Origin of the sequence: Actinosynnema sp. CA-299493 (assembly GCF_050946825.1) — a bacterium.
Taxonomy (GTDB): Bacteria; Actinomycetota; Actinomycetes; order Mycobacteriales; family Pseudonocardiaceae; genus Actinosynnema.
Genome location: NZ_CP191993.1, coordinates 7,393,773 through 7,414,242, shown reverse-complemented (window position 1 = coordinate 7,414,242; position 20,470 = coordinate 7,393,773). Strand labels below are relative to the sequence as shown.

Genomic DNA, 20,470 nt, shown 5'->3' with positions numbered 1-20,470 from the left:
AAGATCCGGCGGAGCGTTGATCCACCGTCATTGAAGGAGCACACCGCGGTGATTCCCGAGGAGCTCAAGTACACCGAGGAACATGAGTGGGTGCTGCGCACCGGTGAGGACACCGTGCGCGTGGGCATCACCGACTACGCCCAGGAACAACTGGGTGACGTCGTGTTCGTCCAGCTCCCGGAGATCGGCGAGCAGGTCGCTGCCGGGCAGACGCTGGGCGAGGTCGAGTCGACCAAGAGCGTGTCCGACATCTACGCGCCGCTCGCCGGCGAGGTCGTCTCCCGCAACGACTCGCTCGACCAGCAGCCCGACCTGGTGAACTCCGACCCGTACGGCGAGGGGTGGATGGTGGAGCTGCGGCTGGAGGACCCGACCGCGGTCGACGACCTGCTCGACGCCGCCGCGTACCAGGAGCTGGCGGCGGCGGAGTGACGTCGATCTTCCGGAGGCTCTTCGGCCGGTGGGGGAGCCGCTCCTCGGACAAGGGCTCGGGCACGATAGGTTCTAGCGGTCTTGACGGTTCCAGCAGCAGGAGGAGAGCTCAGGTGAGCACGAACGACGGGCCAGGCGTTCCGCCCGAGCAGTCCCCGGAGCGGACCTCCGTTTTCCGGGCCGACTTCCTCGCCGAGGTCGAGGGCGCCGAGGCGCCCGCCCAGGAGCCGGCCGTCGCGGGTGTCGACGCACTGCCCGCCGGGTCGGCGCTGCTCGTGGTCAAGCGCGGCCCCAACGCGGGGTCGAGGTTCCTGCTGGACCGCGACACCACCAGCGCGGGACGGCACCCCGACAGCGACATCTTCCTCGACGACGTGACGGTCTCCCGCCGCCACGCCGAGTTCCGCCGCGAGGGCGGCGAGTTCGTGGTCATCGACGTGGGCAGCCTCAACGGCACCTACGTCAACCGCGAGCCCGTCGACCAGGCGGTGCTGGCGAACGGCGACGAGGTGCAGATCGGCAAGTTCCGCCTCGTGTTCCTGACCGGTCCGGGCGCCGGGGGCCAGGGGGCCTGAGCGATGGGGCTCCGGTGACGGCGGCCGGGCGGCCACGCGGGGGGTTGAGCATCGGGGCGGTGCTGGCGCAGCTGCGACCCGACTTCCCCGACGTCACCATCTCCAAGATCCGATTCCTGGAGTCGGAGGGCTTGGTCCGCCCGGCGCGCACGGCCTCGGGGTACCGGCAGTTCACGTCCGCCGACGTGGACCGCCTGCGGTACGTCCTGTCCGCGCAACGGGACAGGTACCTGCCGCTGAAAGTCATCAAGGAGCAGTTGGACGCGGCCGACCAGAAGGCGACGCGCGCCGTCGACCTCGCCGCGACCGCCGGGCACCGGGTCACCCGCGAAGACCTGCTGGCGCGGGCGGGCATCGAGCCGGGCGTGCTGGCGGACCTGGAGCAGCACGGCCTGATCAGGGCTGGTGCGGGCGGGTTCTACGACCACGAGGCGGTGCAGATCGCGTCGACCGTGCGGGCCATGGCCGAGCACGGGTTGGAGGCGCGCGACCTGCGCCCGTTCCGCCTCGCGGCCGACCGCGAGGTGGGGTTGGTGGAGCAGGTCGTCGGCGCTGGGCGCGGGACGCGGGAACGTGACGATGTGGTGCGGGAGTTGGCGGCGCTTTCCGTAACGCTGCACACACTCCTGGTGAAGGTGGGCCTGCGTGACGTGGTCGGTCGCCCGGTTTCGCCGAGGTGAACGCGTGTCCGCATCGTGATCGGAAGCGGGCGGGCGGTTGCGCACAGGGCCCGCTTGGCGGGTAGCGTCGAAAGAGTACGTGGGGGATCCTCGTTGGTAGCGGGGACGCCAGAATTTCAGCGCGCTGAGGGAGGCGAGACCCGATGAGCGAAATGCGCGTCGTCGGCGTGCGGGTGGAACTGCCCGCCAACCAGCCGATCCTGCTGCTGCGCGAAACCGAGGGCGAACGGTACCTGCCGATCTGGATCGGATCGGTCGAGGCCACGGCGATCGCGTTGGAGCAGCAAGGTGTGCGTCCGGCCCGGCCGTTGACGCACGACCTGCTCAAGGACGTCATCGGAGCGCTCGGCCGGCAGCTGGAGCAGGTGCGGATCACGGACTTGCAGGAAGGCACGTACTTCGCGGAACTGGTCTTCGACGGCGACATCCGGGTGTCCGCGCGGCCGAGCGACTCGGTGGCGCTGGCGCTGAGGATCGGCGTGCCGATCCACGCGGAGGAGTCGGTGCTGGCGGAGGCCGGCCTCATCATCCCGGACGAGCAGGAGGACGAGGTCGAGAAGTTCCGCGAGTTCCTCGACTCCGTGTCGCCCGAGGACTTCCGGGGCGCGGACACGTAGCTCGGCCGGCAGCTCGCGGTCCGGTTCGGGTTCCGGCGCGCTTCACCACGCGCCGACATCACCGAACTGCCGCGCGCCCGCGTGCCCTGACCGGCTAGAGCCCCACCACGCTGGTCACGCCGCTCTGTCGGTCTCGCAACCCCCGCCGGTCTCGTCCGCCTCGCCTGTAGCCGCCTGACCGCCGCGTGTGCCTCCTGCACCGGCTTCTGCCTGCTTGCCCACGCCGGTCCACGGCTCGCCGCCCTGGCCCGCATCCCGGCCTCTGCCTGTCTCACCGCCCTTGCCTGGTCTCGCCGGCCCACTGGGTCTCGCCGATCCGCCGGACTCGCGGACCCCTCCGAGTCTGGCTGGCCCCGCTGGTCTCGCGGACCCCGCCTGGTCTCGCCGGCCCCCGCCGGATTCGGAGACCCGGCCTGATCTCGCGCGGCCTGCCGGATTTGCGGACCTCGCCTGGTTTCGCTGACCCGGCTGGGCTCGCGGATGCAGTGCCCCGGACCGTGCCAGTTCCGTCGGCTCGCGTTACCCGCGCCGCTGAACCCTGCTTGCCCCTGCTTGTCCGCGCTTGCCCGTGCTTTCGCAGAGGTCCCCGCCCAGGGGATCCCTGTTTTCGACCCTGCCACGTGGCACCGACGAATTCCGGGCGGCGGTCGCTGCCTGTGGACAACTGGGTGGGTGGGGTGGCTCCCTCGGCGGTGCGAGTGCCGGGGCTGTGAACAAGCGGGTCGGGTGCTTGACAAAACCGGTCGGTTTCGGCGACGTCGGTGGAGGGTCGGAGCGTCGGTCCCGTGCCGTGAACGGTGGTCCGAAGGCGTGTGCGGTGCGTTGTGGATGAAGGCCGCATGACACCTCTGGGCGTCACGCACCTGGGTTACACAACGTCAATGTTGATCCGCTAAACGATCACTAAACGTCACCCGAATGGCTTACGACTGCCGACTCTCTCAACCTCAACCTCACGTCGAGGTCAGACACGTCCCGCGCGTCGCGTTGACCTGCCACCTGGGCGGTCTTACCGTCGAACTCAGGTGAATTGCCACGGTGTGATTCGGACACCGCGGCGGCTTCACGTTGGTCGCCGGTCGTCGTGACCGGACCGAGGGGAGGCAGGCGTGGTCGAGGAAGCGCCCATCCGGGCCGGATCCGGCGAACAGGGTGAGCTGTTCCCGGACTCCTCGCTGCCGGACGAACTGGTCGGGTACCGCGGCCCCGCCGCGTGCCAGATCGCGGGCATCACCTACCGCCAGCTGGACTACTGGGCGCGCACGGGGTTGGTCAACCCGACCATAAGGAGTGCCCACGGCTCCGGCAGCCAACGGCTCTACTCGTTCAAGGACATCCTGGTCCTCAAGGTAGTCAAGCGGCTGCTGGACACCGGTGTCTCGCTGCAGAACATCCGGGTCGCGGTCGACCACCTGCGTCGCCGCGGCGTGCAGGACCTGGCCCGGATCACGTTGTTCAGCGACGGCACCACCGTCTACGAGTGCACGTCGCCGGAAGAGGTGGTCGACCTGCTCCAAGGCGGCCAAGGGGTGTTCGGCATCGCGGTCTCCGGCGCGATGCGCGAGATCAGCGGCACGATCCACGACTTCCCCGCCGAGCGCGCGGACGGCGCGGAGATCGTGGAGCCCGCCAACGACGAGCTGTCCCGCCGCCGTCGGACCAGGGCCATCGGCTGACGGGAGCCCGCCGGCGGGCAGGTGGCGACCGGTGCCACGCGGTGAGATCCACGTCGCGCCGGCGGTACCGTTCACCCACCTGCCGGGTAGGATTTCGCGCGTAGTCGCTTTATCCCGTGCGGGAGAGTCCGAGCCAGTCTCGGCGCCGAAGGAGCAAATCCTCCCCGGAACCTCTCAGGCGCAAGGACCGTGCGGGTGAGACGCCTCTGGAAAGCGGGTCGGCCACCACCGACCGACCCCGCCGACGGTGCAAGCCCGACAGCCGGGTGAAGCTCTCAGGCGCCCGCCGCCGGGCAGAAGACAGAGGGGGAGGGCAACGGCAGAAGTCTGCCCGGAGCCCTGGAGGCCAGCACCGATGACGCAGGACCGCATCCCCCTCGCCGCACTCGAGCACGGCACCCCGTTCGCCGACCGGCACGTGGGCCCGCGGCCCGCCGAGCTGGCCCGCATCCTCGACGTGATCGGCGTCGGCTCGCTGGAGGAGCTGGCGCAGCACGCCGTCCCCGAGTCGATCCGCGAGCGCGACCTGGTGCTGGACCTGCCCGCGCCCGCCACCGAGACCGAGGCGCTGGCCGAACTGCGCGCCCTCGCCGCGCGCAACCGCCCGATGACGCAGATGATCGGGCTCGGCTACTACGGCACCACCACGCCGCCGGTGATCCGCCGCAACGTGCTGGAGAGCCCCGCCTGGTACACCGCGTACACGCCGTACCAGCCGGAGATCTCCCAGGGCCGCCTCGAAGCCCTGCTGAACTTCCAGACGATGGTCGCCGACCTGACCGGCCTGCCGCTGGCCAACGCGTCCATGCTGGACGAGTCCACCGCCGCCGCCGAGGCGATGACGCTGGTCCGCCGCGCGGGACGGTCGAAGTCGACCAAGTTCGTGGTGGACGCCGACACGCTGCCGCAGACGCTGGCCGTCATCGAGACGCGCGCCGAGCCGCTGGGCATCGAGATCGTGACCGCCGACCTGTCGCAGGGCATCGAGGGCCTCGGCCTCGGCGGCGACTTCTTCGGCGTGCTGCTGTCCTACCCCGGCGCGTCCGGCGTGGTGCGCGACCACGCGACGGTCGTCGAGGAGATCCACAAGGCCGGCGCGCAGGCCGTCGTCGCCGCCGACCTGCTGGCGTTGACGCTGCTGCGGCCCCCCGGCGAGATCGGCGCGGACGTCGTCATCGGCACCACGCAGAGGTTCGGCGTGCCGGTCGGGTTCGGCGGGCCGCACGCCGGCTACATGGCCGTGCGCCAGGGCTTGGAGCGGCAGCTGCCCGGACGGCTCGTCGGCGTGTCCGTGGACGCGGACGGCTCGCTCGCCTACCGCCTCGCGCTGCAGACGCGCGAGCAGCACATCCGCCGGGAGAAGGCGACCAGCAACATCTGCACCGCGCAGGTCCTGCTCGCGGTGATCGCGTCGATGTACGCGGTGTACCACGGTCCGGAAGGGCTGAAGGCCATCGCGACCCGGGCCCACCGGATGGCGACCGTGCTGGCCGCCGGTCTGCTGGAGGGTGGCGTCGAGGTCGTGCACGGCGAGTTCTTCGACACCGTGCGCGCCCGGGTGGAGGGCCGTGCCGCCGCCGTCGTCTCCGCCGCGCGCGACCTCGGCGTGAACCTATGGCAGGTGGACGACGACGTGGTGTCCATCGCGTGCGACGAGACCACCACGCGGGAGCACCTGGTCGCGGTGTGGCAGGCGTTCGGCGTGACGGTCGGCGACGTGGACGGCCTGGACGCCGACACCGCCGACGGCATCCCCGCCGACCTGCGCCGCACCAGCGACTACCTGACCCACCCGGTGTTCCACGCGCACCGCTCCGAGACCGCGTTGCTGCGCTACCTGCGCGCGCTGTCGGACAAGGACGTGGCGCTGGACCGCAGCATGATCCCGCTGGGCTCGTGCACGATGAAGCTCAACGCCACGGCCGAGATGGAGCCGGTCACGTGGCCGGAGTTCGCCGACCTGCACCCGTTCGCGCCCGCGTCGGACGCCGAGGGGCTGCTGACGATCGTCGGTGACCTGGAGCGGTGGCTGGCCGAGGTGACCGGGTACGACGCGGTGTCGTTGCAGCCCAACGCGGGCAGCCAGGGCGAGTTCGCGGGCCTGCTGGCGATCCGCGCCTACCACCTGGCCAACGGCGACTCGCACCGCGACGTGTGCCTGATCCCGTCGAGCGCGCACGGCACCAACGCCGCGTCCGCCGTGATGGCCGGGATGCGGGTCGTGGTCGTCAAGTGCGACGACCACGGCAACGTGGACGTCGAGCACCTGCGTTCGACGATCGACGCGCACCGCGACTCGCTGGCCGCGATCATGATCACCTACCCGTCGACGCACGGCGTGTACGAGGACACCGTGCGCGAGGTGTGCGGGCTGGTGCACGACGCGGGCGGCCAGGTGTACGTGGACGGCGCGAACCTCAACGCGCTGATCGGGTTGGCGCAGTACGGCAAGTTCGGGTCGGACGTGTCGCACCTGAACCTGCACAAGACGTTCTGCATCCCGCACGGCGGCGGTGGTCCGGGCGTCGGGCCGATCGGCGTGCGCTCGCACCTGGCGCCGTTCCTGCCGAACCACCCGTTGCAGCCGTCGGCCGGTCCGGCGACCGGTGTCGGCCCGATCAGCGCCGCGCCGTGGGGCTCGGCGTCGATCCTGCCGATCTCGTGGGCGTACGTGCGGATGATGGGCGGCGACGGGCTGCGGCGGGCGACGTTGACCGCGGTGGCGGCGGCGAACTACGTGGCGCGGCGGTTGGACGAGCACTTCCCCGTGCTGTACACCGGGGAGGGCGGTTTCGTGGCCCACGAGTGCATCCTCGACCTGCGGCCGATCACCAAGGCGACCGGCGTGACGGTGGACGACGTGGCGAAGCGGTTGGCGGACTACGGGCTGCACGCGCCGACCATGTCCTTCCCGGTGGCGGGCACGCTCATGGTGGAGCCGACGGAGAGCGAGGACCTGGCCGAGATCGACCGGTTCATCGACGCGATGATCGCGATCCGGCACGAGATCGACCGCGTCGGCTCGGGCGAGTGGCCGGTGGACGACAACCCGCTGCGCAACGCGCCGCACACGGCGGCCTCCATCGCCACCGAGTGGGACCACCCGTACAGCCGTGAGGTGGCCGTGTTCCCGGCGGGCACGTCGGCGCCGAAGATCTGGCCCCCGGTGCGCCGCATCGACGGCGTCAAGGGCGACCGCAACCTGGTCTGCTCCTGCCCGCCGGTCTCGGCCTACGGCGGCTGACCCGTGCACGGCTGGTCGCGGCCGTCGAACGACGGCCGCGACCAAGTGGCACATCGACCGGTACGACCGGTTGCGGGCGTCTACGGCCAGCCGGGCTGCCGTGGTGCTCAGCGCGGGTGCGCTGCTGTCGGCCGGTAACGCGGTGATCCTGTCCCAACTGCTCGGTGCGAACGGGACGGTGGGCGGGTGGCTCGTTGCGGCGTTCAGCGTGGGTTTGGCGGCCAGTGCCTGTCTCGTCGTCGTCTCGCTGATCGCGGCTGCCGGGGTGCTGGTCACGGTGAAGGACAGCCGGACGCTGTTCGCGCCGAACACAGAACTGCCGCCGTCGCCGATCTTCAACGGGTCGTACACGGCGCGGAACCTGACCACGTTCGAGGAGTTCCGCTCCGTCGCCATGGCGCAGGACGTGTGCTCGTCCCAGCTCTTCATCTCGGCGGTGGCGTGTGCGGTGTCCATGGCCGGAAGCCTGCCGGACGTACCTGACAGCTCCTGTCAGGATGGGCGGATGCGCGCCGGCCGGTTGCTGACCCTGCTCCTCCTGCTCCAGTCGCGCGGCCGGATGACGGCGCGGGAGTTGGCGGACGAGTTGGAGGTCTCGGTCCGCACCGTCTACCGCGACGTGGAGGCGCTCGGCGCGTCCGGCGTCCCCGTGTACGCCGACCGCGGCCCGGCGGGTGGCTACCGGCTGGTCGACGGCTACCGCACCCGGCTCACCGGGCTGACCACGGAGGAGGCCGACTCGCTGTTCCTGGCGGGCCTGCCCGGACCGGCGGCGGAGCTGGGACTGGGCGCGGTGGTGGCGGCGGCGCAGCTCAAGGTGCTCGCCGCCCTCCCGCCGGAGCTGCGGTCGCGGGCCGCGCGGGTCCGGGAGAGGTTCCACCTGGACGCGCCCGGTTGGTTCCGGGGCAACGAGGGGACGCCGCACGTGGCCGGGATCGCGGAGGCGGTGTGGCAGCAGCGGCGGCTGCGGATCAGGTACGTGCGGTGGGCGCGGGTCGAGGTGGAGCGGACGGTGGAGCCCCTCGGGCTCGTGCTCAAGGCGGGCACCTGGTACCTCGTCGCCCGGACCGACGGGCTGCGCACGTACCGGGTCTCGCGGGTGCTGGAGCTGACCGCGCTGGAGGAGTCGTTCGACCGCCCGGAGGGGTTCGACCTGGTCGGGTACTGGGCCGGCTGGTCGGCGCGGTTCGAGGAGCGCATGTACCCGATGCGGGTCACGGTCCGGCTGACGCCGAACGGCCTCGAGAGCGCCCGGGTCCTGCTGGGCCTCGTCGCGGCGCGCGAGATCGAGGGCGTCGAGCCCGACGGCGAGTGGACGACGGTCCGGGTGCCGGTCGAGTCGCTGGAGCACGCGCTGGTCGACCTGCTCCGCCTCGGTCCCGAGGTGGACGTGCTGGAACCGCCGGAGCTGCGCGACCGCGTCATCGCCCGGATCGCCGCGATGGCCGCCGTCTACCAGCGGTGACCGTGCGACCCCGGGACGGGGGCGCGAGTGGCCCCCGTCCCGGCGATCCGCTACTGGACGGACGCGGTGACGCCGTTGTAGTTGCAGATGGACGGCGCCATGACCTCCGCGGGGCTGCCCCAACCGGCGCACTGGTACGACGAGTGGCCGTACCAGTCGTGGCCGAACTCGTGGGCGGCCAGGAGGGCGTCGTCGTTCACGCCACCCATGTAGAGCGCGATCCGCTGGCCCGCGCCCCAGTTGCAGCCGACCACCCGGCTGCCGCCGCCGCAGTCGGTGATGTAGCCGTTGCGGCACTCGACCGGGGTGCCGCTGGAGCTCTCGGTCAGCCCGCTCCACGCCCGCGCGCCGGCGCGGATGGCCGACGCGTAGGGCGAGCACGAGCTGAGGATGCGGTACGTGCGGGCGTTCGGCACGGGCCACGCCGCCACCGAGGGGTCGGACGTCCGGGCGTTCGGGGGCGCCGCCGCCAATTCCACGACACTGGTGGCGTGCGCTTCCCCGGTGAACGCGCTCTGGGAGCTCGGCGCGACGAGAACGGCGAGCACCAGCGCCAGCAGGGCAGGCGCCAAGAAGAGTTTCCTCACCTTGTTCGTCCTTTCGTGTGCAGGGATCTCGACGTTGTGCAGGGACGTCGAAGCACTCGAAGTTACGAGACCGCTGGTCAGGGATCAACCGGCCGGCCACGCGATTGGCTGGCGAATAACGATCACATCGTGGGCACCGGCCAGGCGCGATCCGATTCCGGGAAAGATCGGAAATGATTCGGGTGTGAATTTAACAGGTCGAATGACGCACCGCGGTCCTTCGTCCGGCGCAATTCGACGCGATATCGCCACGCGCCGCAGCCGTCGTGCGCGGTGACCGGGCCACCGCCGCGACCGCTGCCGCCGTTCGGGTGCCCGGCCGCGCCCCCGCGGTCGCGGTGGGCAGCCGACCAAGCCAGGCCGAGCCGTGCCACGTCGCTCCGAACCGCCCCGACCTCGCGGGAGTCGGGCGGTCAGTCGGCCGAGAGGAGCTGCCCGAGCGCGGCGTCCACGCCACGTCCGTCCTCGACCACCGACAGCGTGCCGCCGGTGGACCGGGCCAGTTCCGACAGCGGCGCGCGTTCCGGGTCGGGGCCGAGCGCGATGACGCTGATCGCGATGTCCTTGCCCGGCTGCTTGACCGACGCGAGCCGCGACGTCAGCTCCTCGAACGTCAGCCCGCCGTCGTTCACGCCGTCGGTGAGCACCACGATCCGGTTGCGCTTGCCGTCCTGGTGGTCGGCCAGCATCCGCTCGTACAGCGCGAGCACGCTGGTGTAGAGCTGGGTGGCGCTCTGCGGCGCCAGCTCGGCGACGCCGTCCAGCAGCGCCTGCCGCTGGGTGGCGACCGGGCCGGTGGCCACGAGCTGCCGGTAGGGCTTCTCGCCGTCGAGCTGCCGGGAGAACTCCCACAGCCCGAGCGACCCCGACACCGACCGGTTGACCTGCCCGGACAGCGCCTGCTTCACCCAGTCCATCCGGCTGCGGCCCTCACCGCCGGGTTCCTCCATCGACTTCGACGTGTCCACCAGCACGGTGACGACCTGGCCGCCGTCCGCGGTCGCCCACGCGGCCGAGATCTGCTGGGTCGTGTTGGCGTCGGCGGGCATGAGCGTGTCCGTGACGGCGGCCCAGCGGATGCCGGGCGACGGCTTGGGCCGCTCGGTCGTCGCGTCGACCCGCAGGCCCGCGCCGGCCAGGATCTTCTGCTGGTCCGGTTCGTGCAGGAACTCCCGGAACGCCTGCGCCGCGCGCACCTGCGCCTCGCCGACCCAGTCGCCGGCCAGGGGCACGAACGGGAAGTCGGCGATCGGCGTGGGCCCGCCCGCCGCCACCCCGTACAGGGGCTGCGACGGCGGCGTGCCGCTGTCCTTGCCGGTGTTGTGCCGGTACAGGTCCACCTCGAACACCGGCACCGCGCTGAACCCGGCCGCGTTCACCGCGACGCCGTCGGACAACGCCTTCAACGCCTCCCACGTGCTCGCGGGCGTCTGCTCGGGCTTGGCCGACGACAACCGGCTCATCGTGCTCTTCACCGGTTCCAGCGCCAGCATCTCGGTGGTGACGGGGCCCTTGCCCTCGGGGCTCGCGCCGGCCAGCGCCGACTGCACGGCCATCGCGGTGGCCGTGTTCGCCGTCGGGTCGGGCATGGCGGCGGTGAACCGGCCCCACTCGGGGTGCCCGAACCGGCCCCAGCCGTCGGCCGCGCTCGCGAGGTCGGGCAGGTCGGTCCAGCGGAACCCGGAACCGGACTGCACCGCCTGCGCCGCGTCCTGGTGCAGGGCGAGCAGCACGGGACTGGTCGCGATCGACTCGGGCACCGCGCCGAGCAGGGAGGCGTTCTGCGCGCCGAGCCGGTTCGCCCACAGCATCGAGTCGGTGACCCACGCGTGCGGGCGTTCGCCGATCTTGGCGGTGTCCCAGCCCTGGGTGAGGCCTTCGAGCACGACCTCGGAGTCGATCGACTGCACCTCGACCTGGATGCAGTGGTCGTAGACGACGGGCCGCTGCCTGCTCCACGCCTCGGCGACCTGCTTGACCGCCTCGGCGACGCTGGGCGTCGAGGCGACCCGGAGCAGCGCCTGGCCCTCGTCGCAGTCACCCGCCTGGGCCGCGGCACGGCGGTCGACGAGCCCGCCGACCCAGTTCCAGCCGAGCCAGCCGAGCACGAGGAGGACCACCAAGCCGACGATGGCCACGGGCCACGTCGCGATGCCGCGCCGCACCTTCGTCCGCAGCGCGCGGTGTCGAGACATCGTCTTCCCTCTCAGCGTCCGACCGGATACGGCTGGCGAATCCCGACCGGCGTCACGCTAACAGGTGAACTCGGCGGCTCGGGTGAAGTCACTCCAGGTCATCGAGCGGCGACGGGGGCCGCGGCGAGCACCCGGCTCAGCTCGATCAGCCCGGCTCTCAGCGGCGCGGCGGCCTCGGCGAACGCGCTCTGCTGCCGAACGTACTCGGCGCGGCCCTCGGCGGTCTCGATCCGCACCGGCTCGTAGCCGAGGTCGGCCAGGTCGTACGGGCTGGCCCGCATGTCCAGCTCGCGGATCCGCACGGCCAGCTCGAAGCAGTCCGCGACCAGGTCCGACGGCGTCGCCGGGTCCAGCTTGTAGGCCCACTTGAACAGGTCCATGTTGGCGTGCAGGCAGCCAGGCTGCTCCAGGTCGACCTGGGTCTCGCGGGTCGGCTGCACCGAGTTGCGCGGCCGTGCGTCCGGGGTGAAGAAGCGGAACGCGTCGAAGTGACCGCACTGCACCCGCTGCGACTCCACCACCCGGTCGGTGCCCTCGCCGCCCAGCCGCAACGGCCACGCGTCGTGCCGCACCTGCTCCGGCCGCTGCCGGTAGACCATCGCCCACTCGTGCAGCCCGAAGCAGCCGAGCCGGGGCGCGCGGCCGGCGGTCGCGGCCAGCAGCCGTCCGGCGAACTCGATCGTGGTGGCCCGTTCCCGCGCGAACGCCGCCACGTCCAGCGTCACGCCGTCGGGGGTGCGCCGGTAGACGGGCCACTTCAGGTAGGCGAGCGCGGCGTCGCCTTCGAGGACCACGCCGGGGCCGGGGTGCCAGCGCTCCAGCCGTGACGGGCGGTGCGAGTAGTAGGAGAACAGGAAGTCCAGCACGGGGTGCTTGCGGCCGGCGGCCTTGCGCTCGTGGTGCGGCCCGGTCCACCGGCGCATCCGGTCCGCGTGCGCGTCACGGCGCGCGGTCCACTCGGATTGCGACAGAACGACCCCCACGAGACATCAGGGTACTTCGCCCCGGGTGGTGACCGGCCCGAGCCCGTCGAGAGGGTCATCCCTCGCTAAAAGGTCCGGCGTCGGCGGCCTCGACGGGCAAGGTGTGAGCCATGTCCAGGGGGTGGGTGCGGCTTCAGGCCGTCGTGGTGTCCGGTTCGGTGGCCGAGGGCCTGATGTTGTCGGTGTTGCCGTGGATCGCCGCGACGATCACCTCCGACCCGCGGCAGCTGTCGCTGGTCAACGTGGTGGGTCAGGCGCCGTGGCTGGTGTTCTCGCTGTTCGCGGGGGTGCTGATCGACCGGGTGCGGCGCAGTGCCGTGCTGACGTGGGCGTACGCGGTGCAGGCGGGTGCCGCGCTGGCGCTCGCGGTGGCGGGTGTGACGGACGCGTTGAGCCTGCCGCTGCTGGTGGTGCTGGCGTTCGTGGTGACGTCGGCGCAGGTGCTCGGTGACGGCACGACGGGCGCGCTGGTGCCGGAGGTGGTGGAGCCGGGCCGGTTGCCGGCGGCGAACACGCGGTTGATGGTGATCGACCGGGGGGTGGTGCAGTTCGTGGTGCCGCCGGTGGCGGGCTTCCTGGTGGCGTTCGGCCTGGGCACGCCCGCGTGGGTCGCCGTCATGGCCGCTCTGGTGGCGTTGGTGCTGGTCCGGGGGCTGCGTTCGGGTCGGTCGACGCCGTCGACCACCAAGCACCCGGTGCGCGACATCGGGGAGGGGCTCAAGTTCCTGGTCGGCACGCGGCTGCTGCTGTCGATCACGGTGGCGGTGGCGCTCGGGTCGTTCGCGGCGAGCGCCACGATGGCGATGTTCGTGCTGTACGCCAAGGAGCTGCTCGGGCTCGGCGCGGTGGGCTACGGGGTGTTGCAGGCGTCGATGGCGGCCGGGTGGGTGGCGTCGTCGTTCGTGGCGGCCCGGGTGGTCGACCGGCTCGGGTACTCGTGGTCGATGCGGCTGGCCCAGGTCGGGATGGTGGTGACCGTGGCGCTGTTCGCCGTGCTGCCGCCGTGGGCGTGGCTGATCGGGGCGCTGATGTTCGTCCAGTCGGCGACCGTGATGGTGTGGAACGTCTGCTCGCAGTCCAGCCGCCAGCGCTTCACGCCGCCCGCGCTGCTGGGGCGGGTGCTCACCAGCCACCGCGCGCTGGCCTGGGGGCTGACGCCGCTGGGTGCGCTGGCCGGCGGGTTCGTGGCCGCGGGGTTCGGCCTGCGCGCGGTGTGGGTGATGGCGGCGTTGGTGCAGGTCGGCGCCCTGATCACCGCGTGGCGCGGCCTCTCGCCGCAGGCGTTCCGGGACGCGGAGCTGGTCGCCGCCGAACGGTGACCCCCGCCGCGGGATCCACTCACGGGAGCGGGTGTCGGGAGAACCGCGAATGCCGTGGCACCGCTGCTGAATCGCGTTCGACCTGACTGTGGGACCGCCGATCGGTACACCGTCAGACCTGCGACGACGTGCGATATTGATATCGCGGTCGGTCGCCGGCTCGAACTCCGACCGGGAGTGCCGGAGCGGGCCCGAGCCGACGACACGCGGAGAGGACGAGAAGGACGTCTTCGGGTGGAGGTCGATTCGGTGGTGGGACCGGCGGACGAGGGGATGCGCGGCCCGGAGTCGGTGGAGCGGTTGCTGTCACCGGTCACGAGGGTGTCGGTGGGTTCGCTGCGGGCTCTCGACTCACCGCGCGCGGAAGGGCTGAGGCCGGAGCACGTGCGGGTGCTCTTCGAGAGCGAGGCGCCGTTGCCGCCGATCGTCGTGCACCGTCCGACGATGCGCGTGGTGGACGGCGCGCACCGGCTCCACGCCGCCAGGCTCGCCGGCGCGCACGACATCGAGGTGCGGTTCTTCGAAGGCAGCGAGCGCGACGCGTTCGTGCTGGCGGTCAGGGCGAACACCACCCACGGCCTGCCGTTGACCTTCGCCGAGCGGCAATCGGCGGCCGCGCGGATCCTCGTCACCCATCCCGAGTGGTCGGACCGGGCGATCGCCTCGGCCGCCGGCCTGTCGGCGCGCTCGGTCGCGGGCCTTCGCGCGCGTTCGACCGGGCACGGTCCCCAGTCGAACGCCCGGATCGGGCGGGACGGTCGCGTTCGACCGCTCGACCCGGCCGCGGGTCGGCTCCGGGTGTGCCGGCTCATCAGGGAGCACCCGGACGCGTCGCTGCGCGAGCTGGCACGCATGGCGAACATGTCCGTCAGCACGGTGCGCGACGTGCGGCTGCGGGTGGAACGCGGCGAGCACCCCGTGCCGCCGCGGGCGCGTGGACGGCGCGAGCGGTCCGCCGATGGGGTCCGAACCCCTCAGCGGCGCCTGGTGGACCGACGTGACGCGTTGCTGCACGAGTTGTCCCGCGACCCGTCGCTGAGGTTCCGGGAGGGCGGCCGGGTGCTGATCAACAAACTCCTGGGTCAGGCGCTGACGACCGTGGAGCGCGACCTGGTGGTCGAGGCCGTGCCGTCGCACCGCGTCGCACTGGTGGTCGACCTGGCCCGCGCGGCGGCCGCCATGTGGCTCGACTTCGCCATGGAGGTCGAACGGCGGAATCACCCGGATGAGGTGCGATCGGCGACTCGTCGCAACCCGTGACCGGTGCTCGCGCAACGCCGCCGCTCGCGTTGTCGGAAAGGTGACGTCGGACGGTCACCCGAAAAGGGTACGAAGTCGTGGAATTGCGATAGCGCTAGACTGCACCGGTGACTTTCGTCCGCAAAGTTCTCGCCCTTGCGCCGGCTCCGGTGGGCGATCTTCTGCGCAAGCACCACGAACTGCTCAAGTTCCTGACCGTGGGCGCGATGACGTTCCTGGTCACCGTGGGTGTCAACTACGCGCTCAAGTTCACCGTGCTGACCGACAAACCGGTGACGGCGCTGGTCATCGCGACGATCGTCGCCACGATCGTGTCTTACGTGCTCAATCGCGAGTGGTCGTTCCGCGCTCGTGGCGGTCGTGAACGTCGCCACGAGGCCGCGCTCTTCTTCTTCATCAGCGGGCTCGGCATCGCGCTCAACTCGGTGCCGCTCAGCGTTTCCCGCTACCTGCTCGACTTCCGGGCGCCGGCCGTGAGCCTGCCGGTGCAGGAGATCGCCGACTTCCTCAGCGGCATGATCATCGGCACCCTCGTCGCCACCGGTTTCCGCTGGTGGGCGTTCCGCCGATGGGTCTTCCCGCACCAGGGGGGCGAAGGTTCGGCCGACGCGCGCGCCGGTGATCCCGGCACCGATCTCGGCCGTGCCGCCTGACCGGCGTCCAGCGCACGGCCACGGCGCCTCGAACACTGGTCGCGCGGCGCGCAGGAGGTTACGGTCGCTTTCGTCCGACGAAGCACTGTTCCGATTTCCCTCGCCTTTCGGCGAGGCCGGAGCGATCGTAGGAGGAAGCCGTGGAAGAGACCGTGCAGGAACACTACGAGCCGCCGCTCATGGTCGAGGTCGGTGGTTTCGCCGAGTTGACCAACGGTATCGGTAGCCAGACCTGGGACACCGCCTGGCTCTGGGACTGAGAGCCCCGCGTTGAACCGCCACGACGGCGGCGGTGAAGGCGCGTTCGTGGTTCTCGCGGACCGCGGACGCGCCTTTGCCACCGATTCCCTCATCCAGGGGGCCGAAGTCCTCGCGACCCACCCGTCCGGCCGCCCGCTGGTGGTCGGAGTCCTGGGCGGCGACCACCTCCGGGTGATCACCGGTCGGGCCGGGGTGGTCGTGCTGATCGGCTACTGCCCGCTCGACGACGCGAGGCTCGACCAGGTCCTCGGCCGGCTCACGAACCCCCGCCAGGTCGACCACGTCCGGTTGCCCGGCAGCCACCACGTGATCGCCGCGTTCGGACCCGTGGTCCGGGCCCGCGGCACGGCGTCGAACACCCGGCGGCTGTTCCACGGCGCGGACGTGGTGGCGAACCGCGCGGACGTGGTGGCCGCGGCGGCGGGCGCTCCGCTGGACGAGGGGAGTGCCGCCCTGAGACTGCTCTTCCCGGCGGTCCCGCACCCGCTGACGGCCACCACCCTGTGGCGGGGTGTGGCGGCGGTGCCGGCCGGCGAGGCGGTCGAGTGGAGCCACGACCGCGGCCCGACCACCACGCCCTGGTGGACCGTGCCGGACTCCGGGGCGACCTTGGCGGAGGCGGCCGAGCCGTTCCGGGACTCGTTGACGGCGGCGGTCGGGCACGGTGCCGCCGCGCACCCGGCGATCAGCACCGACCTGTCGGGTGGCATGGACTCGACGCCGGTCGCCTACCTGGCGTGGCAGTGCGACCCGCACCTGACCGCGTACACCATGACGGGGCTGACGACCGAGGACGACGACACGGCGGTCGCGCTGGCCGCCGCCGCGCGGATGCCGGGTCTGCGCCACGTGCTCCTGGACACCGGTGCGATGCCCAGGCCCTTCGACGCCCTGTTCGACCAGACCCGCTACCACGACGAGCCGTTCCTGGGGCCCTCGGGCGCGCGGGTGAAGCACATCGCGAGCTTGGCGGCGCGACGCGGTTCCACGCTGCACTTCACCGGTCATGGCGGTGACGAGGTGCTCACCAGCCCGACGTCCTACTTGCACCGACTGGCGCGCCGCCACCCCGTGGTCGCGCTGGACCACATCCGCGGCCAGCGCGGGCTGCGGCGGTGGACGTTGCGGCAGGTGTGGCAGGCCGTGGCCGACAACCGGTCCTACCCCAGGTGGCTGCTGGACAACGCGGCCGGGGTGAGCGCCGCCGGCTCGCAGGCGGGCGCCCGGCTGCCGCCGCCGAGCTGGCACCACCGGCTCTGGCTCGCGCCGTGGACCACGGCGGCGGCTCGTGACTCCGTCGTGCGGGCGGTCGTGGAGGCGGCGGACCTGGCCCGGCCGCTGTCCCCGGACCGGTCCCAGCACATGGCGCTGGAGGGCATCCGCGCGGCGGGACGGGTGTCACGCCTGATGGGTCAGCTCACCGGTCACGAGGGGGTCGGGACCGCGGTGCCGTTCCTCGACGACCGGGTGGTGGAGACCGCCCTGTCCGTCCAACCCCACCTGCGTGCCGGCCCTTGGGCGTTCAAACCGCTGCTCACCAGCGCCTTGCGCGACGTGGTGCCGCACGGCCTCGTCCAACGCTCGACGAAGAACGACATGGCGGAGGACGTGCACGCGGGCCTGCGGGCCCAACGGGGTCGGCTGGCGCGGTGGTGCGACGACCTCGTGCTCGCGGAGTTGGGCGTGGTGGACGCCGACGTCCTGCGTCGAGCGTGCCTGGCGCCGCCGCCACCGGGACAGGTGCTGCCCGCGCTGGCGATGACGTTCAACCTCGAATCCTGGCTGCGAACCGTGAGCACCACCCGATCGCACGCCGTGCCGACCACGGGGAGCCGTGAGAAGTGAAGGCCAAAGCCACCGCGATCACCCGCACCGGCGGTGTCGGGATCGCTCGCCGACTGTCGGCGACCTCAGCGGTCTACCTCGCCCGCGCGCTGGCGAAACTGCCGCCGCGGCGCATTCGCCGGGTGCTGACCGCGCTGACGCGGGGCGCACGTCCCGCGACGCTCGAAGAGGCCCGCGCCGCGCACCGGTCGGTGCTCGCCAGCAGCGTGATGGTCGCCGGTGACGGGTGCCTGCCGCGTTCCATCGCGGTGGCGCTGCTGTGCCGGCTCCGCGGCGGGTGGCCCACTTGGCGGGCGGGCACGCGACTGCACCCGTTCCGGGCCCACGCGTGGGTCGAGGTCGACGGCGTGCCGATCGGCGAACCGTCCGACATGGGCCTCTGGGCTCCGATGATCACGATTGCCCCGCCGCCCGCCGGAGGTCCGCATGGCACTTCGAACACCTGACGGCGTCACGATCACCCACGCCGACGACGGGATGGTGGTCCTCGACGAGCGCAACGGGCGCTACTGGCAGCTCAACACGAGCGCCGCGACGGTCCTCGACCGCCTCCTGGCCGGGCAGACGCCCGCCGAGATCAGCGAGCACATCGCCCGCACCAGTCCGGTGAGTCCCGAACAGGCGGGCAAGGACGTCGACGAGTTCGTCGGGCGGCTGCGTTCCGCCGACCTCGTCGTCGGCTGACACCGATCGGAGCGCCGGCGGCGTGAGGTCCGGACCGGTCGCGTCAGAGCGGGGGGATCAGGCCCGGGAACTTGCGCGCGCCGACGCAGTGCGGGCACTCGCGCCCGTTGTCGACGGTGCGGGGAGCGCCGCCGATCACCGCGGACGTCGGGTTGGCGATGAACCCCGCCCCGCCGCACAGGTGGCAGATGGTGCGGGGTTCGGAGGTCACGCCGAACAGGTCGTCCTCGTCCGAGACGTCGTCGTCGTCGAACCCGTCCTCGTCCTCTTCGTCGTCGAAGTCTTCCTCGTCGTCGTCATCCTCACGCGGATCCACGTGACCAACCGTAGTCGGGTGGGACCGGGCACGCCCCGGCGGACCGGTCCCACCCGCGCGGTCAGGGGCGCTGCCCGACCTGGTCCACCACGGCCTGCGCCGTGATGGCGTGGAAGTTCGTGCCGAGCAGCTCGTAGGTCCGCGCGTCGAACACGATCACCACCGGTTCGGCCCGCGGCGAGCCCGGCGGCACGGGCCAGGTGATGCCGACCCCCGGCCTGCCCGCCGCGTCACGCGCGTCCTGCACCACCGACAGCCCCGGCACGCGTGCCGCCGCCTCGTACAGCGCCGCCCTGGTCAGCGGCGGCAGCAGCGACTCGTTGATCAGGCTGAGGACGTCCTTGCCGCGCGCGTTGACGCTGCCCGGCTCGCCGCCGGCGTTCGCGTCGAGGTAGGCCAGCATGCCGTCCACCTCGGTCGGCAGGTCGGACCGGTACGCCGGCCGCGGCTCGCACGGCTCCGTGCCGAGCACCACCGCGGGGTCCTTGAACACGTCCCGCTGCCCGTCGACGCACCCCGGCAGCCGGAGCGTCGACCCGTCGTTCCTGGTCAGCGCCCCGTCGTGGGTGCCGTCGACCGACCGCCAGATCTCCCGGGCCGGTTCCCCTCCCGTCTCACCGCGCGTGTAGACGAACTGGTCCGGGCGGGGCGGCGCGACCGGATCGGCGCGGGCCGCCCTGGCGGCGAACGCCAGCAGCCGCACGGGGTCGGTCACCGGCTCGACCTCGACCGCCGTGGACGCCGCCGCGGCCGGTGCCGTGGTCGTCGCCGGGGTCAGCGCCTGTCCGCCCGGCGCCGGCTGACCGGCGGGCAGCAGCGCGACCGTCGCCGCGACGGCCGCCGCCAGCCCGATCGCCGACGCACCGACCAGCGCGTGCCTCGACCGGCGCCGGCGCACCGGTCCCCGTTCGGCGATGCCGGCCAGCAACGCCGCCCGCGCGGGCGCCAGCGCCGCCTCGTCCGGCAACGGCGTCTCGTCACCCATCTCGCGCAGCAACCGCAGCTCATCCATTGTTCAGCAACTCCTCGACCTCGGTGGGGTTCTGCCCGCCCAACGCCTCCCTGACCTTGCGCCGGGCCCGGTGCAAGCGGGACCGCACCGTGCCGACGGGGATCGCCAGGGCGGTCGCGACCTCCTCGTAGGCCAGCTGTTCCCAGGCCACGAGCAGCAGCACGTCGCGGTCCTCGGCGGTCAGCCCGTCCAGCGCTCCCGCCAGCCGCGACCGCACGGCCCACGCGGTCACCTCGGCGGCGACGCGGTCCGCGTGGTCGTGCTCGGCGATCTCCGCCGAGCGCTCCCGGTGCCGGCGCGCCTCGTGCCTGCGGTGCTGTCCGACGAGGTTCGTCGCGATGCCGTACAGCCACGGCCGGGCGTCCGGTCGGGCCCGGTCGTAGCGCTGCCGCTTGTCGAACGCGGTCAGGAACGTCTCGGCCACGAGGTCGTCCGCGACCTGGGCGCCGAGCCTGCGCTCGAGGTAGCGCCGGATGTGCGGCGCGTGCCGGTCGAAGATCGCCGCGAAGGTGTCCGGCTCGTGCCGCGACCGGTCGATGATCTCGGCGTCGGTGGGTGTCATGGTGGCCTTCCGGCTGGTTCCCGGTGAAGGGCGGTCACCTGTTATCCGCCGGCCGGCCCGATCGGGTTCGCGGTGTGAGCGGAAGTTGACCGGTGTGTGAGGAC

20 protein-coding genes and 1 riboswitch are annotated in these 20,470 nt (G+C 72.1%); of the genes, 14 read left to right on the top strand and 6 right to left on the bottom strand.

The window, feature by feature from the left end; all coding sequences use genetic code 11:
- Nucleotides 1-48: 48 nt before the first annotated feature.
- The 7 genes from gcvH to ACQPYE_RS31165 all read left to right on the top strand — a co-directional run bounded on the left by gcvH (nucleotide 49) and on the right by ACQPYE_RS31165 (nucleotide 8,689).
- Entirely contained in the window at nucleotides 49-432 is a 384-nt protein-coding gene (gene gcvH, locus ACQPYE_RS31195) for a glycine cleavage system protein GcvH (protein ID WP_498716537.1), read from the top strand.
- A gap of 113 nt (nucleotides 433-545) precedes the next feature.
- Nucleotides 546-1,007 carry a glycogen accumulation regulator GarA gene (gene garA / locus ACQPYE_RS31190; protein WP_033427969.1) on the top strand — a complete coding sequence of 154 codons (462 nt, stop codon included), beginning with the start codon at nucleotides 546-548 and terminating at the stop codon, nucleotides 1,005-1,007.
- Between the two features lie 14 nt (nucleotides 1,008-1,021).
- Nucleotides 1,022-1,687 (top strand): transcriptional regulator FtsR, encoded by a 666-nt coding sequence (ftsR, locus tag ACQPYE_RS31185; RefSeq protein WP_498716535.1) that lies wholly within the window; start codon nucleotides 1,022-1,024, stop codon nucleotides 1,685-1,687.
- Between the two features lie 143 nt (nucleotides 1,688-1,830).
- On the top strand, nucleotides 1,831-2,304 hold the full coding sequence (locus tag ACQPYE_RS31180) for a bifunctional nuclease family protein (RefSeq protein ID WP_053720858.1): 474 nt from the start codon (nucleotides 1,831-1,833) through the stop codon (nucleotides 2,302-2,304).
- A gap of 1,109 nt (nucleotides 2,305-3,413) precedes the next feature.
- Entirely contained in the window at nucleotides 3,414-3,980 is a 567-nt protein-coding gene (locus tag ACQPYE_RS31175) for a MerR family transcriptional regulator (protein WP_498716532.1), read from the top strand.
- 109 nt (nucleotides 3,981-4,089) lie between these two features.
- Nucleotides 4,090-4,180: riboswitch (glycine riboswitch) on the top strand.
- Between the two features lie 155 nt (nucleotides 4,181-4,335).
- Entirely contained in the window at nucleotides 4,336-7,224 is a 2,889-nt protein-coding gene (gene gcvP, locus ACQPYE_RS31170) for an aminomethyl-transferring glycine dehydrogenase (protein WP_498716530.1), read from the top strand.
- Nucleotides 7,225-7,729: 505 nt separating this feature from the next.
- Complete coding sequence (locus ACQPYE_RS31165; RefSeq protein ID WP_498723021.1) at nucleotides 7,730-8,689, top strand: helix-turn-helix transcriptional regulator; 960 nt, start codon at nucleotides 7,730-7,732, stop codon at nucleotides 8,687-8,689.
- A gap of 50 nt (nucleotides 8,690-8,739) precedes the next feature.
- On the opposite strand, the gene ACQPYE_RS31160 is transcribed toward ACQPYE_RS31165, so the two are convergent.
- The 3 genes from ACQPYE_RS31160 to ACQPYE_RS31150 all read right to left on the bottom strand — a co-directional run bounded on the left by ACQPYE_RS31160 (nucleotide 8,740) and on the right by ACQPYE_RS31150 (nucleotide 12,394).
- Nucleotides 8,740-9,276, bottom strand: coding sequence for a hypothetical protein (locus tag ACQPYE_RS31160; protein WP_498716528.1), 537 nt, complete (start codon nucleotides 9,274-9,276; stop codon nucleotides 8,740-8,742).
- Between the two features lie 413 nt (nucleotides 9,277-9,689).
- Entirely contained in the window at nucleotides 9,690-11,471 is a 1,782-nt protein-coding gene (locus ACQPYE_RS31155) for a substrate-binding domain-containing protein (protein ID WP_498716527.1), read from the bottom strand.
- A 98-nt stretch (nucleotides 11,472-11,569) separates the two neighbouring features.
- The gene (locus ACQPYE_RS31150) at nucleotides 11,570-12,394 is read right to left on the bottom strand and encodes a 3-methyladenine DNA glycosylase (protein WP_498723020.1); all 825 of its coding nucleotides are present in this window, start codon (nucleotides 12,392-12,394) and stop codon (nucleotides 11,570-11,572) included.
- Between the two features lie 170 nt (nucleotides 12,395-12,564).
- Between ACQPYE_RS31150 and ACQPYE_RS31145 the strand changes: the two genes are divergently transcribed.
- From ACQPYE_RS31145 to ACQPYE_RS31115, 7 genes are all read left to right on the top strand, one after another.
- Entirely contained in the window at nucleotides 12,565-13,773 is a 1,209-nt protein-coding gene (locus ACQPYE_RS31145; RefSeq protein ID WP_498716525.1) for an MFS transporter, read from the top strand.
- 234 nt (nucleotides 13,774-14,007) lie between these two features.
- The gene (locus ACQPYE_RS31140; protein ID WP_498716524.1) at nucleotides 14,008-15,033 is read left to right on the top strand and encodes a streptomycin biosynthesis protein; all 1,026 of its coding nucleotides are present in this window, start codon (nucleotides 14,008-14,010) and stop codon (nucleotides 15,031-15,033) included.
- Between the two features lie 107 nt (nucleotides 15,034-15,140).
- Entirely contained in the window at nucleotides 15,141-15,686 is a 546-nt protein-coding gene (locus tag ACQPYE_RS31135) for a GtrA family protein (protein WP_498716522.1), read from the top strand.
- Between the two features lie 140 nt (nucleotides 15,687-15,826).
- Nucleotides 15,827-15,946 carry a lasso RiPP family leader peptide-containing protein gene (locus ACQPYE_RS31130; protein ID WP_498716520.1) on the top strand — a complete coding sequence of 40 codons (120 nt, stop codon included), beginning with the start codon at nucleotides 15,827-15,829 and terminating at the stop codon, nucleotides 15,944-15,946.
- Between the two features lie 46 nt (nucleotides 15,947-15,992).
- On the top strand, nucleotides 15,993-17,792 hold the full coding sequence (locus ACQPYE_RS31125; protein ID WP_498716519.1) for an asparagine synthase-related protein: 1,800 nt from the start codon (nucleotides 15,993-15,995) through the stop codon (nucleotides 17,790-17,792).
- Nucleotides 17,789-18,238, top strand: coding sequence for a lasso peptide biosynthesis B2 protein (locus tag ACQPYE_RS31120; protein WP_498716518.1), 450 nt, complete (start codon nucleotides 17,789-17,791; stop codon nucleotides 18,236-18,238). The genes ACQPYE_RS31125 and ACQPYE_RS31120 overlap by 4 nt, the downstream gene beginning before the upstream one ends.
- Nucleotides 18,219-18,476, top strand: a complete 258-nt coding sequence (locus ACQPYE_RS31115; RefSeq protein WP_498716516.1) for a lasso peptide biosynthesis PqqD family chaperone — start codon at nucleotides 18,219-18,221, stop codon at nucleotides 18,474-18,476. Before ACQPYE_RS31120 ends, ACQPYE_RS31115 begins: the two co-directional genes overlap by 20 nt.
- Before the next feature lie 43 nt (nucleotides 18,477-18,519).
- Here ACQPYE_RS31115 and ACQPYE_RS31110 read toward each other — a convergent pair whose 3' ends face one another.
- The 3 genes from ACQPYE_RS31110 to ACQPYE_RS31100 all read right to left on the bottom strand — a co-directional run bounded on the left by ACQPYE_RS31110 (nucleotide 18,520) and on the right by ACQPYE_RS31100 (nucleotide 20,366).
- A complete protein-coding gene (locus ACQPYE_RS31110; RefSeq protein WP_498716514.1) occupies nucleotides 18,520-18,792 on the bottom strand; it encodes a hypothetical protein in 273 nt (90 codons plus the stop codon).
- A gap of 61 nt (nucleotides 18,793-18,853) precedes the next feature.
- Nucleotides 18,854-19,804 carry a CU044_5270 family protein gene (locus ACQPYE_RS31105; RefSeq protein ID WP_498716512.1) on the bottom strand — a complete coding sequence of 317 codons (951 nt, stop codon included), beginning with the start codon at nucleotides 19,802-19,804 and terminating at the stop codon, nucleotides 18,854-18,856.
- Nucleotides 19,797-20,366, bottom strand: a complete 570-nt coding sequence (locus ACQPYE_RS31100; RefSeq protein WP_498716510.1) for an RNA polymerase sigma factor — start codon at nucleotides 20,364-20,366, stop codon at nucleotides 19,797-19,799. Before ACQPYE_RS31100 ends, ACQPYE_RS31105 begins: the two co-directional genes overlap by 8 nt.
- Nucleotides 20,367-20,470: the final 104 nt, after the last annotated feature.

What these genes read in the sequence shown, in the direction of transcription:
- ACQPYE_RS31180 (WP_053720858.1), top strand. Translation starts at nt 1,831, where the DNA reads ATGAGCGAAATGCGCGTCGTCGGCGTGCGGGTGGAACTGCCCGCCAAC.
- gcvP (WP_498716530.1), top strand. Translation starts at nt 4,336, where the DNA reads ATGACGCAGGACCGCATCCCCCTCGCCGCACTCGAGCACGGCACCCCG.
- ACQPYE_RS31165 (WP_498723021.1), top strand. Translation starts at nt 7,730, where the DNA reads ATGCGCGCCGGCCGGTTGCTGACCCTGCTCCTCCTGCTCCAGTCGCGC.
- ACQPYE_RS31155 (WP_498716527.1), bottom strand. Translation starts at nt 11,471, where the DNA reads ATGTCTCGACACCGCGCGCTGCGGACGAAGGTGCGGCGCGGCATCGCG.
- ACQPYE_RS31150 (WP_498723020.1), bottom strand. Translation starts at nt 12,394, where the DNA reads ATGCGCCGGTGGACCGGGCCGCACCACGAGCGCAAGGCCGCCGGCCGC.
- ACQPYE_RS31145 (WP_498716525.1), top strand. Translation starts at nt 12,565, where the DNA reads ATGTCCAGGGGGTGGGTGCGGCTTCAGGCCGTCGTGGTGTCCGGTTCG.
- ACQPYE_RS31115 (WP_498716516.1), top strand. Translation starts at nt 18,219, where the DNA reads ATGGCACTTCGAACACCTGACGGCGTCACGATCACCCACGCCGACGAC.
- ACQPYE_RS31105 (WP_498716512.1), bottom strand. Translation starts at nt 19,804, where the DNA reads ATGGATGAGCTGCGGTTGCTGCGCGAGATGGGTGACGAGACGCCGTTG.
- ACQPYE_RS31100 (WP_498716510.1), bottom strand. Translation starts at nt 20,366, where the DNA reads ATGACACCCACCGACGCCGAGATCATCGACCGGTCGCGGCACGAGCCG.